The organism is Streptomyces olivaceus, assembly GCF_000721235.1.
Classification (GTDB): domain Bacteria; phylum Actinomycetota; class Actinomycetes; order Streptomycetales; family Streptomycetaceae; genus Streptomyces; species Streptomyces olivaceus.
In genome coordinates, this window is the sequence record NZ_JOFH01000005.1 from 175,077 (window position 1) to 187,900 (window position 12,824).

At 72.0% G+C, this 12,824-nt stretch carries 11 protein-coding genes; 7 read left to right on the top strand and 4 right to left on the bottom strand.

Annotation, left to right across the window (positions count from 1 at the left end; all coding sequences use genetic code 11):
• Nucleotides 1-130: 130 nt before the first annotated feature.
• Genes IG94_RS0108570 through IG94_RS0108580 form a run of 3 tightly spaced genes read right to left on the bottom strand, consistent with a single transcriptional unit; the run spans nucleotide 131 to nucleotide 3,290 of the window.
• A complete protein-coding gene (locus IG94_RS0108570) occupies nucleotides 131-979 on the bottom strand; it encodes a carbohydrate ABC transporter permease (RefSeq protein ID WP_031033115.1) in 849 nt (282 codons plus the stop codon).
• Nucleotides 976-1,968 carry a carbohydrate ABC transporter permease gene (locus IG94_RS0108575; RefSeq protein WP_043483162.1) on the bottom strand — a complete coding sequence of 331 codons (993 nt, stop codon included), beginning with the start codon at nucleotides 1,966-1,968 and terminating at the stop codon, nucleotides 976-978. Before IG94_RS0108575 ends, IG94_RS0108570 begins: the two co-directional genes overlap by 4 nt.
• Nucleotides 1,965-3,290: an extracellular solute-binding protein gene (locus IG94_RS0108580; RefSeq protein WP_031033118.1), complete on the bottom strand. Its 1,326-nt coding sequence runs from the start codon at nucleotides 3,288-3,290 to the stop codon at nucleotides 1,965-1,967. Before IG94_RS0108580 ends, IG94_RS0108575 begins: the two co-directional genes overlap by 4 nt.
• Nucleotides 3,291-3,457: 167 nt before the next feature.
• Here IG94_RS0108580 and IG94_RS38460 point away from each other — a divergent pair, with 167 nt between their 5' ends.
• The 5 genes from IG94_RS38460 (at nucleotide 3,458) to IG94_RS0108605 (ending at nucleotide 9,389) form a co-directional block, all read left to right on the top strand.
• On the top strand, nucleotides 3,458-4,537 hold the full coding sequence (locus IG94_RS38460) for a LacI family DNA-binding transcriptional regulator (RefSeq protein ID WP_308043538.1): 1,080 nt from the start codon (nucleotides 3,458-3,460) through the stop codon (nucleotides 4,535-4,537).
• 243 nt (nucleotides 4,538-4,780) lie between these two features.
• The gene (locus IG94_RS0108590) at nucleotides 4,781-5,914 is read left to right on the top strand and encodes a PQQ-dependent sugar dehydrogenase (protein WP_031033120.1); all 1,134 of its coding nucleotides are present in this window, start codon (nucleotides 4,781-4,783) and stop codon (nucleotides 5,912-5,914) included.
• A gap of 193 nt (nucleotides 5,915-6,107) precedes the next feature.
• The gene (locus tag IG94_RS0108595) at nucleotides 6,108-7,013 is read left to right on the top strand and encodes a cyclase family protein (RefSeq protein WP_052410594.1); all 906 of its coding nucleotides are present in this window, start codon (nucleotides 6,108-6,110) and stop codon (nucleotides 7,011-7,013) included.
• A 196-nt stretch (nucleotides 7,014-7,209) separates the two neighbouring features.
• Nucleotides 7,210-7,755: an EF-hand domain-containing protein gene (locus IG94_RS0108600; RefSeq protein WP_031033122.1), complete on the top strand. Its 546-nt coding sequence runs from the start codon at nucleotides 7,210-7,212 to the stop codon at nucleotides 7,753-7,755.
• Between the two features lie 131 nt (nucleotides 7,756-7,886).
• Entirely contained in the window at nucleotides 7,887-9,389 is a 1,503-nt protein-coding gene (locus IG94_RS0108605) for a multicopper oxidase family protein (protein WP_031033123.1), read from the top strand.
• Nucleotides 9,390-9,579: 190 nt separating this feature from the next.
• On the opposite strand, the gene IG94_RS0108610 is transcribed toward IG94_RS0108605, so the two are convergent.
• Nucleotides 9,580-11,781 (bottom strand): MMPL family transporter, encoded by a 2,202-nt coding sequence (locus IG94_RS0108610; RefSeq protein ID WP_031033125.1) that lies wholly within the window; start codon nucleotides 11,779-11,781, stop codon nucleotides 9,580-9,582.
• 95 nt (nucleotides 11,782-11,876) lie between these two features.
• Between IG94_RS0108610 and IG94_RS0108615 the strand changes: the two genes are divergently transcribed.
• Nucleotides 11,877-12,455, top strand: a complete 579-nt coding sequence (locus IG94_RS0108615; RefSeq protein WP_031033126.1) for a TetR/AcrR family transcriptional regulator — start codon at nucleotides 11,877-11,879, stop codon at nucleotides 12,453-12,455.
• 104 nt (nucleotides 12,456-12,559) lie between these two features.
• Nucleotides 12,560-12,787 carry a beta/alpha barrel domain-containing protein gene (locus IG94_RS0108620; protein WP_157852225.1) on the top strand — a complete coding sequence of 76 codons (228 nt, stop codon included), beginning with the start codon at nucleotides 12,560-12,562 and terminating at the stop codon, nucleotides 12,785-12,787.
• Nucleotides 12,788-12,824 lie beyond the last annotated feature (37 nt).

The window sequence follows — 12,824 nt, forward strand, 5'->3', positions numbered from 1 at the left end:
CGTGCCCGGGCTGGGGTGCGGACGGGCGGGGATGTGGACGGGCGAGGATGTGGACGGGCGGGGATGCGGACAGAGACGACGCGGGCGGAAGCGGCCGGCCGTCGGGCCGGGGAGGGTGGGAGGAGACCTCTCAGCCCTTCACGGCGCCGGTGGTCATGCCGGAGACGACCGAGCGGCGGAAGACCAGTACCAGGACCGCGATCGGCACGGTGGCCACCATCGCGCCGGCGAAGATCACGCCGTACGGGACCTGGTACTGGCTGGTGAACAGCGCGATGCCGACGGAGACGGTGCGCCGGTCGTCGGAGCCGTTGAAGGTGAGCGCGAGCAGGAACTCCGACCAGGTCGCGGTGAAGGCGAAGACACCGGCCGTGAACAGCCCCGGGCGGGCCAGCGGCAGGATCACCGTCACGGCCGTGCGCAGCGGCCCGGCCCCGTCCACGACGGCCGCCTCCTCCAGCTCGCCCGGGATGCCGCTCAGGTAGTTGCGCATGATCCAGATCGCGAACGGCAGGTTCAGCGCCACATACGGGACGATCAGCCCCGGGTAGCTGTTGAGCAGCCCCGCCTGGCGCTCCATCAGGAACAGCGGAACGAGCAGCGCGATCGGGGGGAACACGGACAGCATCAGCAGCGCCGTCATGACCGCCCCGCGCCCGCGCAGCGGCAGCCGGGCGAGGGCGTACCCGGCGAAGAACGCCAGGGACAGGATCAGTACGGTCGACACGCAGGCCACGACGACGCTGTTGAGGAAGTAGTGGCCGATCCCGTTGCGTACGAAGGCGGTCTCGTAGTTGCCGAGGGTGGGGTCCTCGGGCAGCAGGGAGGGCGGCGTCGCGCTGATCTCACCGGGGCCCTTGAAGGAGGCGGACGCCATCCAGACCAGGGGCAGCGTGGCGCACCCGGCGATCAGCAGACCGCCAAGGTTGACGACGTTGACGTACCGGCGCACACCGGTGCGCGGGATGTGGCGGCTCATGCCCTGCCCTCCTCGTCGACGTGGGCGCGGAAGACGCGCAGGAACAACAGGCAGCAGCCCATGACGATGACGGCGGTCGTCACGGCCACGGCGGCACCGCCGCCGAAGTCGAGGTTCTGGAAGAGGATCCGGTACCCGAGGATCGCCACCGACTGGGTGGCCGTGCCCGGCCCGCCCTGCGTCAGCACGAACGGCAGGTCGAAGATGCCGAACGCCTGGAGGATGCGGAAGAGCACCGCGATGGCGACGATGGGCCGCAGCTGCGGCAGCGTCACCTTCCAGAACGTGGTCCAGGGACCCGCGCCGTCGATCTCCGCGGCCTCGTAGACGTCGCCGGGGATCAGCATGAGTCCGGCGAGCACCACGATGGCGACGAAGGGCGTCGTCTTCCACACGTCCACGACGACCATCGCCGCCATCGCCGGAACCGGCTCCCCCAGGATGTCCGGCTGGGTGCCGAACAGCTGCTCGCAGAGCCAGCCCACCGCGCCGTAGGTGCCGTTGAAGAGGTACGACCACAGCTGGGCGGCGATCACGTTGATCAGCGCCCAGGGCAGCAGGAGCAGGGCCAGGATCCAGCCGCGGGCGGCGCCGAGCCGTTCCAGTACGAGCGCCACGAGGGTGCCCAGGACCAGCTCGGCGAAGACGGAGACGACGGTGAAGCCCAGCGTGAACGCGAGGGCCCGGTACCACTCGGGATGGGTCAGCAGCGCCTCGTAGTGCCCGAGCGTGGGCGAGCCGAGCCGCAGCCCGCCGTAGTCCAGCCGGACCTCGCAGAATGACAGCACCAGCGAGAAGAGCACGGGGAAGACGGTCACGGCGGCGACGACCAGCAGGGCGGGGGAGGCGAAGAACCACCCGGCGCGCGCCCGGCGGCGGGCGACCGAGCCCGGCCGCGCGCTCCCCGGTGGTGGGGCCCCGGTCCGGGCGCGCCCGTCCCCGCCCTCCGCCGGCGTCTTCGACGTCCTCGTCGGCAGTGCGGAACTCACAACGCCTTTCCTTCCAGTGCCGTGCGCAGACCCTCGCGGGCCTCGCGGACGCCGTCCGCGGGGGAGAGGTCACCGCGTACGACCGCGTTCGCGGGGGTGTAGAGGGCCTTGCTGACCTGCGGGTAGTAGGGGGTCACGGGCCGGGCGACGAGTCGTAGATCGGCGGCGCGCAGGACGGTCGGGTCGCCCGCGGCGCGCGCCTCGGGCCCGGTGAGCACCGAGGTCATGGCCGGGACGACGCCGGCTTCCCGAGCGAGCAGGCGCTGCACCTCCTCCCCGGCGCAGAACCGGGCGAACTCCATGGCGGCGCCCAGCGCCTGCGAGCTGGGGTTGACGAAGTTGCTCCAGCCGCCGGCGCACGAGACGCCGGAGCGGCCGGTGCCCTCGAAGCCCGGTCGCGGCACCGCCCCGATCCTCCCCGCCACGTGGGAGACCCCCGGGGCGCTCGCGTTGACCCACGCGTACGACCAGTTGCGCAGGAACAGCCCCCGACCGCCGGTGAAGGCGTCCTGGGAATCCGACTCCTCGTACGTGGCCACGGTGCCGGGCGTGACTCCGCTCCCGGTGAACTCGGCCATCAGGGAGAACGCCCGTTCCGCCGCGGCTCCGCCCAGCGCGGCCCGGCCGCGCCCGTCGAGGACGGCGGCACCCGCGTCGGCCAGAAACTCCGTGACGTTGGCCGTCAGGGACTCGGTCACCGCCGCCTGCCACAGGAACCCGGCCTCGACGTCACCGGCCCGCTGCACCGTGCGGGAGGTGTGCAGCAGCTCCTCCCAGCTGCGGGGGAGGCGCAGGCCGTGCTTGGCGAGGAGGTCCTTGCGGTAGAAGAGGTAGGCGCTGTCGGTGAAGAACGGGACCGCGTACACCTGGCCCCCGTGGGTGGAGCCGGTGCGCAGGGCCGCCGGGTAGGCGTCCCAGAAGCCGTCCGGGAGCAACCGTTCCACGGGCAGCGCGAGCGACGAGTCGCCGAACTGCGCCGGCCACGTCGTGTCGCCCAGGTAGACGTCGGGCTGGGGGGAGCCGCCGGCGAGCTGGGTGGCGATGGCGCTGCGGTTGCCGTCCGAGGTGGACAGCGCGTTGATCTTCGAGACGCTGATGCGGGGATGCCGCCGCTCGAAGGCCTTGATGATCAGGTCCGCGACGATGCCGCCCCGGCGCGAGGGGATCTCCGAGACCCACCAGGTCAGCCGCGCCGGACCCCGGGGAACGGCCGCGGCCCGCGTGAGCAGGTCGTCGAGGTCCTTCCCTCCGCACCCGGTCAGCAGGCCCGCCGCGGCGGCGCCGAGGGCGCCGGTGAGCAGTGTTCTGCGGCGCAGGGACATGGCGTACCCCTCCTCTCTGGGGCTGCCCTATGACAGCGCTGTCACGCTAGGGAGTGCCATTCTGATATGTCAATGGTCGAAACGTGTAGCGAGTTGAAAGATTCGGAATGGCAGCGCTGTCATGGTGCCTGACCTGGTGCGGCGGTCCCTGTGTTAGCGTCCCGCACATGGTCGGTGAAGCCGTTGAAAAGGGCGCCACGCTGGCGGACGTCGCCGAGAGGGCCGGAGTCTCACCCTCGACCGTCTCACGCACCCTGCGCGGTCTGTCCACCGTCTCGCCCCAGACTCGCGCGCGTGTGGAGAAGGCGGCACGCGAGCTGTCGTTCGCCATCTCCCGCAGCGCCTCCAGCCTGGTCACGGGACGCACCGGCCGGGTGGCCGTGCTCGTGCCCAACCTGGACTCCTGGTTCCTCGGCGCGGCGCTCGCCGGCCTGGCCCCCGCCCTCAACGCGGCCGGCCTCGACATGCTGGTCTACAGCGTCACCACCGCCGAGCAGCGGGCCGAGTTCTTCGACCGGCTGCCCGCCCGCCGCAACGCCGACGCGCTGCTCGTCGTGAGCTTCGCGCTCTCCCCGCGGGAACGGGCGCGGCTGGACGACCTGGGCATGCCGCTGGTCTTCGTGAGCCAGCACGAGCAGGGCAGGGCCGGCGTCTACGTCGACGACGTGGAGGCCGCCCGCCGGGGTACCCGGTACCTGCTCAACCTCGGCCACCGGCGCATCGCGTACCTGGAGCCCGCCGACCCCTCGGGCTTCGCCTGGAGCAGCAGGGCCCGCCTCGACGGCTACCGGGAGGCCCTGGCCGAGGCCGGCGTCGACCGGGACGACGAACTCGTCCGGCGGGTCGCCGACTGGCAGGGGCCGAGCCTGGATGCCGCGGTGGGGCGCCTGCTCAGCCTCGCCGAACCCCCGACAGCGGTCTTCGCGGAGACGGACGACATCGCCTTCCGGCTCCTCACGGTGCTGCGCGGCGTCAACGTCCCCGTCCCGGCGCGGATGTCGGTCCTCGGCTTCGACGGGCACGCGATGGCCGAGCCGTGGGACCTGTCCACCCTGGCCCAGCCCGCCCGCCGACTGGGCGAGGCGGCCGCGGAGTTGGCCCGCCAGGTGATCCAGGACCCCGCAACGCACGGGGAGCGCCACGTGGTCCTGCCTGTCGAACTCGTCCCCCGGGGCAGCACGGGACCGGCACCGGGTTCGCGGGACGAAGGGGACAAGGGCGAGGAGGACGTCCGCAACGGGGGGTGACGGTCGCCTCCGCCTCGGCGGCGTGCGCGATGCGTGCGATGCGTGCGCGATGCGTGCGCTCGGGCGGGCGAGAAGGTGGCGTGCATTGGTATGGGCCAGAACGCCTGGGACTCGTATGCTCTGTGGGGCCGGTGGCACGACCCTCCCCCACCCGAGTTGTGTGCCGGCTCGGGCGACGCCCCATCCACTCCGACCCGAGCAGCCGGGTGAACTCCCCCCACTCACCGCCTCAGGGAGGCCATGGTGAAAGTCCGCACCAGAATATCGGCGATCATCGGCGCGCTGGGACTGGTAGGGTCCCTGGCCGTGGCGACGGCGACCGCCGAGCCCGCGACCCGAGAGGGCGCCGCGCAGATCGCCCTGACGGAAGTGGCCAGTGCCACGAACCCGACCGCCGGTGCCGCGGGACCCGGTGGGACGGTGTGGATCGCCGAACGCGCGGGCACCGTCCGGGTCCTGTCGGACGGCGGACTCGGCGAACCGGTCCTCGACATCTCCGACGAGACCACCACCGACGGCGAACGCGGTCTGCTCGGCCTGGCCTTCGATCCGGACCTCGCCCACCTCTACATCTCCTTCACCGACCTCGAAGGCACCAGCACCATCGACGAGTTCGCCGTGCAGGACGGGACGGTCCAGCAGGACACCCGGCGCACCGTCCTCACCCAGGAGCAGCCCGAGACCAACCACAACGGCGGCGACATCAAGTTCGGCCCCGACGGCTACCTCTACGTCGCGTTCGGCGACGGAGGCGGCGGCGGAGACCCGGACGGCAACGGACAGAAGCTCGACACCCTGCTCGGCAAGCTGCTGCGCATCGACCCGCAGGGCGGCGACCCGTACGCGATCCCGGAGGACAACCCCTTCGCGGGCGACCCGGACGCCCGGGGCGAGATCTGGTCGTACGGGCTGCGCAACCCGTGGCGGTTCTCCTTCGACGCCGGCTCGGGCGACCTGCTGATCGGCGACGTCGGCCAGAGCGAGTGGGAGGAGATCGACTGGGCGCCCGCGGACAGCAAGGGCGGTGAGAACTACGGCTGGTCCCAGATGGAGGGCACGCACCCCTTCCGCGGCGGCACCGAGCCCGACAACCACGTCCCGCCGGTCCACGAGTACGACCGCACCGGCCTCGGCTGCTCGGTCACCGGCGGCTACGTCTACCGCGGGGACGCCGTCGAGGACCTCGTGGGACAGTACGTGTACAGCGACTACTGCGACGGCATGCTGCGTTCCCTGGAGATCGAGAACGGGGCGGTGACGGCCGAGAACGACCTCGGTGTGAACGGCGGCGAGGTGGTGTCCTTCGCCCAGGACGCCGACGGCGAGTTGTACGTCCTCGCCATCGGCGGCACCGTCTCCCGCGTCGACCCGGCGTGATCCCGGCACCCGGCTGAGCGTCACCGCGGCCCCCTTCGGACAAGGAGGGGGGCCGCGCTCCGTCCGGGGACTCCGCGCCGGACAGCCGTCGATCCAGGTGCTTCCCACCGACGCGAACACCGGCCGGGCCGTGAGACGTTGAGACCGGAGGCGATCCGGCCTCCGCCCGACGGACACGAAAGACGGCCCCACCATGCCCGAGCCCACTGAGCCCACCGAGTCCGAACTGCCCGTCGAGCCCGAACTGCCCGACAACTGGGGCAGGTGGGGGGACGACGACGAACTCGGTACGCTCAACCTGATAACCGACGCGGTGCGCGCGAGCGCCGCCGCCGAGGTGCGAACCGGCCGCTGGGCATCGCTGGCGCAGCCGATCGCGCCCAACCCGATGATCAGCAGCCCCTTCGCTCCCACGACGGTGGACGTCTCTCCGGTGCAGCACATGATGGCCCACACGGGGGTCGCCGTGGCGGCCGACTGGATGCTGGTGACGAACCACCACGCGAAGTCGACGCACCTCGACGCGCTGGCCCACTGGTCGCGGGACGGCGACGTCTACCCCGGGCGCCCCCGGGGCGAGGTCGTGACTCCGGCGGGCGTCACCCACGCGTCGTCGGCGTCCTTCGCCGCCGGGATCGTGACCCGGGGCGTCCTGCTCGATCTGGCCTACCAAGGGCCCCTGCCGCCCGCCTACGCGGTGACCTCGCGGGACTTCGAGGAGGCCGAGGAACGCCAGGGCGCCGAGGTGCGCTCGGGCGACGCGCTGGTCCTGAGGCTCGGATGGCCGAGTACGCCGGTCCCCGGCACGCCGACGCCGGGGATCAGTCTCGACGCCGTGCGCTGGATGCACCGCCGGGGAGTCTCCGTGTGCGCCGCCGACAGGGGGGACGCGCACCCCCCGCTGGAACCGGGGGAACCCTCCCCGCTGCACGGGGTGGCCCTGGGCCGGATGGCCATGCCGCTCATCGACGCGGCCGAACTGGACGACCTCGCGGCGCTCTGCGTCGAACTGCGGCGGTACAGCTTCCTGCTCACCGTCGCCCCACCGCGCATCCACGGTCTGACCGGAGTCCCCGTCAACCCGATCGCCACCTTCTGACCGGGCCGCCGGACCTCACGGACGGAAGCACTGCGGGGCACCGTGACCTCGCACCGGGAGCCGGGCCAAACCGGCGCCCGGTGCGTTCGCAGGGGGTGCGGCCGCACGCGCGGTCACCCGAGTGCTCCGGGGCGCCGTTGAGGAGCGGACGGTACTGGACAGCCTGTTCCCGACACGAGGAGTGAGGGGGCTCGGGATGGCCAGTGGGTTCCAGCGGGCGAAGGTGCAGGCGATGTTCGACGCGTTCGACGCGGACGGCAACGGCTGCCTGGACGAGGACGACTTCGAGGCGCTCGCGGCGCGGTGGGGGCGGATGCCCCGCGTGGCCGGGGACCCGGAGCTGGCGCAGCGGGTGCGCAGCGTGATGATGGGGTGGTGGGAGCACCTGTCGGCCGTGGGGGAGACGGCCGGCAGCGGCAGGGTCGACATGGACGCGTTGATGGCCATGGTCGACCGTCTCCCGGCCATGCCCTGGACCGTCACGGCCACGGCCGACACCGTGTTCGACGCGGTGGACGAGAACGCCGACGGCCGTATCTCCCGGGCCGAGCACCAGAAGCTGATCGACACGTGGCACGGCCGTCGGACGCCGACGCAGCACGTGTTCGACCGGCTCGACCAGGACGGCGACGGCAGTCTCAGCCGGCCGGAGTTCGCCGTGCTGTGGACGCAGTTCTGGATCAGCGACGACCCCGCCGAACCCGGCAACCTGATGTGCGGGCCGCTCCCTCCCACCGCCTGACACCGCGGCCCCGCCTGCTCCACTCCGACTGGGGGCGGGTCGGCCGCAGCCCTCCGGCCCAGGAACGTGCGCGCGGCTGTACGTAGTTCTCGCCGACGCGACGACCTCCGCGGCCGGGGCATCGTCGTCCCATGAAACGCCGCACACTCTTCAAGGCCCTGGGCTTCGGTGTCGGGGGCGCGGTCGTCCTCGGCGGCGGTGGCTTCGGTGTCTACTACGCCACCGCGAAGCAGGACACCGTCGGGGACGTCTCCTTCGACACGCCTCTGTCGATTCCCCCGACGGCCGCGGCGGAACGCGGTGGGTCGGGAAGCCGGGTGTTCAGGCTGGGCATCCAGTCCGGTGAGACCCGGTTCAAGGACGGCCCGGCCACCCGCACCTGGGGCGTGAACGGCACCTACCTCGGCCCGACCGTCCGCGTCCGGCGCGGTGAGCAGGTCGCGTTCGCCGTGCACAACGGCCTGTCCGAGGAGACCTCGCTCCACTGGCACGGCATGCACCTTCCCGCCGCCATGGACGGCGGCCCGCACCAGCCGGTTGCGCCCAACGGGACCTGGGCACCGCGGTGGACGGTCGACCAGCCCGCCGCGACCCTCTGGTACCACCCGCACGTGCACGGCTCGACCGGGACGCACATGTACCGGGGCCTGGCCGGACTGCTCATCGTCGACGACGAGGAGACCGACGCGCTGAACCTCCCGTCCGAATACGGCGTCGACGACGTACCGATGATCGTCCAGGACCGGGCGTTCGACGGGGACAACCAGTTCGAGGAGCGGGTGCCCCTGGGAGGGTCGCTGGGCATGATCGGCGACGAGATACTCGTCAACGGCACGCTCGGACCGTACTTCGACGTCACGACCAGGCTCGTGCGGCTGCGCCTGCTGAACGGCTCCAACGCCCGCCTCTACCACTTCGGCTTCTCCGACGACAGGAAATTCTCCCTCGTCGCGACGGACGGCGGCCTGCTCGCCGAGCCCTGGCAGACCGAGCGGCTGTACCTGTCGCCGGGCGAGCGCGCCGAGATCGTCGTGGCCTTCGAACCGGGGGAGCGGGTCGAGCTGCGTTCCCACCCCTCCGAGTACGGGGGCACCCTGGGGCGTCTCGACGGCTTCGACGACCGCCTGGACATCTGCCAGTTCCGGGCCGCCGCCACCCTGTCCGACGACACCGAACTCCCCGCCGTGCTCGGCACCGCGCCCGCCCTGCAAGGCGAAACGGTCGCGGAAGAACGGTCCTTCGTACTCGCGTCGGACCAGATCAACGGCAAGTCCATGGCCATGGACCGTATCGACTTCGGCGTGCACGAGGGCACCGTCGAGGTGTGGGAGGTGAGCAACGACAACGGCTTCCTGCACAACTTCCATGTGCACGACGTGCAGTTCCAGGTGCTCACGGTCGACGGCGAGAGGCCGCAGCCGCCCCTGCGCGGCTGGAAGGACACCGTCATGCTGGTCCAGGGGAAGCGGTACCGCCTGGCGATGCGCTTCCGCGACCACACCGACCCGAACGTGCCGTACATGTACCACTGCCACCTGCTCCAGCACGAGGACGACGGCATGATGGGCCAGTTCGTCGTCCTGGACAAGGGCGAGCGGGTCGGGGCGGTACCGCACGTGCACCACCACACCTGAGCCGCCGTCGGCCCCGGTCCGATCATGTGTGGGCGCGTTCTGCGGCGTCGTCCAGGCGGACGCCGGAACCGGGGCCCGATGTCCCAGTGCGCCCGTCCCGCAACATGATTGACATGGTGGGCGCCCGGACGACGCCACCCCGGCCGCCCACGCCGGTGCACGGCGCGGGCGGCCGGGGTGGCCCGCCGGATCAGACCGGGTTGGTGACCCGCTCGGCGGATCCGGCATCGTCGGAGGCCGTGCCGGACGGCAGCCGGGCCCCTTCGATGTCGATGTGCGGGATCAGGCGCTCCATCCGCGCCGGAAGCCTCCAGGCGCGGTCGCCCAGGAGAGTGAGGGCGGCCGGGACCAGGATCATGCGGACGACGAACGCGTCGGCGGCGACACCGAAGGCCAGGGCGAATCCGATGGACTTGACGATCGGGTCGTGGTTGAAGATGAAGCCCGCGAACACCGCGGTCATGATCAGGGCGGCCGCGCACACCACGCGTCCGCTGCGCGCCATGCCGTGCACCACCGCCTCCTTGGCGTCGCCGGTGCGCTCGTAGTGTTCGCGCATGCGGCTGACGAGGAAGACCTCGTAGTCCATCGCCAGGCCGAACAGGACACCGATCAGCAGGACGGGCAGGAAGCAGGCGATCGGTGCGGCGGCGGCCACGGCGAACGGGCCGCTGAGATGACCGTCCTGGAAGACCCAGACACTGGCGCCGGTGGCGGCCGCCACCGACAGCAGGAACCCGACCACCGCCTTGAGGGGCACGAGCAGGGAACGGAAGGCGGCGGTCAGCAGGACGAGGGCCAGCAGGACGATGATCGCCACGAACAGCGGGAGGGCGTCGGCGAGTTTGTCCGAGACGTCGATGGTGGACGCGGTGGTGCCGGCGATGTACAGGGTGCCGCCGGCGTCGTCGACGGCGGCCGCCTCGTCGGCGCGCATACCGTGGACGAGGTCGGTGGTGGCCGGGTCGTCGGGCCCGGTGGCCGGGACGACGCCGATCAGGTAGACCGTCTTGTCGGCGTTGGCCTGGGGCATCGCCGCGGCGGTGACGCCCGGCCGGCCACTCAGATCGGTGTGCAGGTTCTTGACGGTGGTGGCGCGCCGGTCGGCGGGTATGCCGCGCACGTCCACGACCGCGGCGAGGGTGGCGTTGAAACCGGCGCCGAAGCCCTCGCTGAGCAGGTCGTAACTCTGGCGCTGGGTGGAGTCGGTGGCGCGCGCGTTGTTCCCGGGCAGGCCCAGGCGCAGGTCGAGGGCGGGCACGGCGACGGCCAGCAGGGCGACGGTGCCGGTGAGGAGGGAGACCAGGGGCCGCCGGGTGACGAAGCGGCCCCAGCGCAGTCCCCAGGTCCCCGGCTCACGGCCGGTCTCCTGGGGGGTACGGGGCCGGGGGCGCAGCCGTTCGCCGGTGAAGGCAAGCAGGGCGGGAACCAGGCTGACGGCGATCAGCACGGCGAGCAGGACGGTGACGGCGGCGGCCACGCCCATGGCGCTCAGGAAGGGAATCCCGGTCGCGCAGAGGGCGACGAGCGCGATGACGACGGTGGCGCCGGCGAAGACGACGGCACTGCCGGCCGTCGCGACGGCACGGGCGATGGAATCCTCGAGGTCCGTCCGCGGGTCGGCGAGTTGCTCACGGTGGCGGGCGAGGATGAACAGCGCGTAGTCGATGCCGACGGCCAGGCCGAGCATGACCGCGAGCACGGTCGCCGTGCCGGTGAGTTCGACGAAGCGCGAGACGAACATGACGCCCAGCACGCCGATGCCGACGCCGACGGCCGCGGTGAGCAGCGGCAGGCCGGCGGCGATCAGGCTGCCCAGGGTGACGGCAAGGACGACGACCGCGACAACGACCCCGATGGCCTCGGCGACACCCCCGATCTCGGTGGGCGGCGACATCGCGTTGCCGCCGAACTCGACCTGGAGGCCCGCGTCCCGGGCGGCCGAAGCGGCCTTCTCGACCTCGTCGGGGACCGAGGCGGCCAGGTCGGAGGGCGGGTCGGAGAAGGTGACGTCGGCGTAGGCGACGGTGCCGTCCCGGGAGACGGTGCGCGCGGCCGACGGATCGGAGACGTTCGTGACGCCGTCCACCTCCGCCGCCTTCTTCAGGGTCGCCTCGATCCCCGCCTTGTACGCGGCCCCGGTGACGGGTTCCTGACCGGGCGAGGCGAAGACGATCCTGGCCTGGGCGCCGGACGCCTGCGGGAACTCCTTCTTGAGCAGATCCTGCGCCTGCTGCGACTCCACCCCCGGGACGGTGAACTCGTTGCTGGTCTTGCCCGGCAGCGCCAGGGCCAGGGCGGCTACGGCGGCGAGCAGCACCAGCCAGGCCGATGTCACTAATTTCCGGTGGCGGATCACCCACCGCGCCCACGAGTACAGGCGAGAGGCCATGCCGTTGTCCCTTCCGTACGAACCGGGGAGTCGTCACACACTAAGCTGATTTTGCACTCAGTGTAAATTTCTCGGTGTGACGGTACGATGGGGGCATGGGGAGTGGCGAAGGGCTGCGCGAGCGCAACAAGACCAGGAAGCGGCAGGCGATCCTGAAGGCCGCGTACGAACTCTTCATAGAGCGCGGGTACGACGCGGCCACGCTCACCGACATCGCCCAGCGGGCGGAGGTCTCCCGCCGGACGCTGACGCTGTACTTCCCCACCAAGCTTAGCCTCGCCCTGGCCCACCTCGACGCCGTCGACCAGCGCCTGTACGCCGCACTGGACCGCCGCGGACCGGACCAGAGCTCCATCGACGTGCTGGAGCAGTGGCTGTACAGCGAGCGGGAGCATCATGACGACGAACTGAGCACCCTCGCCGACACCATGCTCGCCGTCAATCCTCAGCTGCAGGGCGCCCAGCAGGCGCGCATCGCCGAAAGCGTCGAGAGCGGTGCCCGCCACCTGGCCGAGGAGAGCGGCGCGGCACCCGGCGACCGGGACGCCCGCATGACCGCGGCCGCCGCGGCGGCGGTCATCGGGGCGCTCGACCCGCGCCCCGCCCGGGACGACATCGCCGCCGCCGTGGCCTTCCTCCGGGCCGGCATGGCCGCGTTGGAGGAGCGCCGCTGAGCCCGTCGTCCGACCGCGCCCGTCCGGACGGCGGGCGCGAAGGCGTCCGTCCAGGTGGCTTCAGAGGCGTCGGGCCACGTCCAGGGCCGCCTCCCGTACCGCGGGTGCGAACGCCCGCAACTCCGCCGGGCCCCTTCCAGGTGCCGGAGGTGCGGCCGGTGGCCGACGCCGCGGACCGGCTCCTCGTCGAGGGCGGCCTGACCCCCTCGGAGCTGCGGACCGCCGCGAACCGCGGAGTGGCCAAGCTCTTCCCCGCCCACGTCGGCGGAATCCAGTACCTCAAGCCGCTGCTCGCCGTACTCCCCGGCGCCCGCGTCATGGCCACCGGGTAGACCTGCGCACACGGGGACGGCGGAAGCGCGGCCCCCG

What these genes read in the sequence shown, in the direction of transcription:
- IG94_RS0108605 (WP_031033123.1), top strand. Translation starts at nt 7,887, where the DNA reads ATGAAACGCCGCACACTCTTCAAGGCCCTGGGCTTCGGTGTCGGGGGC.
- IG94_RS0108595 (WP_052410594.1), top strand. Translation starts at nt 6,108, where the DNA reads ATGCCCGAGCCCACTGAGCCCACCGAGTCCGAACTGCCCGTCGAGCCC.
- IG94_RS0108580 (WP_031033118.1), bottom strand. Translation starts at nt 3,290, where the DNA reads ATGTCCCTGCGCCGCAGAACACTGCTCACCGGCGCCCTCGGCGCCGCC.
- IG94_RS0108615 (WP_031033126.1), top strand. Translation starts at nt 11,877, where the DNA reads ATGGGGAGTGGCGAAGGGCTGCGCGAGCGCAACAAGACCAGGAAGCGG.
- IG94_RS0108610 (WP_031033125.1), bottom strand. Translation starts at nt 11,781, where the DNA reads ATGGCCTCTCGCCTGTACTCGTGGGCGCGGTGGGTGATCCGCCACCGG.
- IG94_RS0108600 (WP_031033122.1), top strand. Translation starts at nt 7,210, where the DNA reads ATGGCCAGTGGGTTCCAGCGGGCGAAGGTGCAGGCGATGTTCGACGCG.
- IG94_RS38460 (WP_308043538.1), top strand. Translation starts at nt 3,458, where the DNA reads ATGGTCGGTGAAGCCGTTGAAAAGGGCGCCACGCTGGCGGACGTCGCC.
- IG94_RS0108570 (WP_031033115.1), bottom strand. Translation starts at nt 979, where the DNA reads ATGAGCCGCCACATCCCGCGCACCGGTGTGCGCCGGTACGTCAACGTC.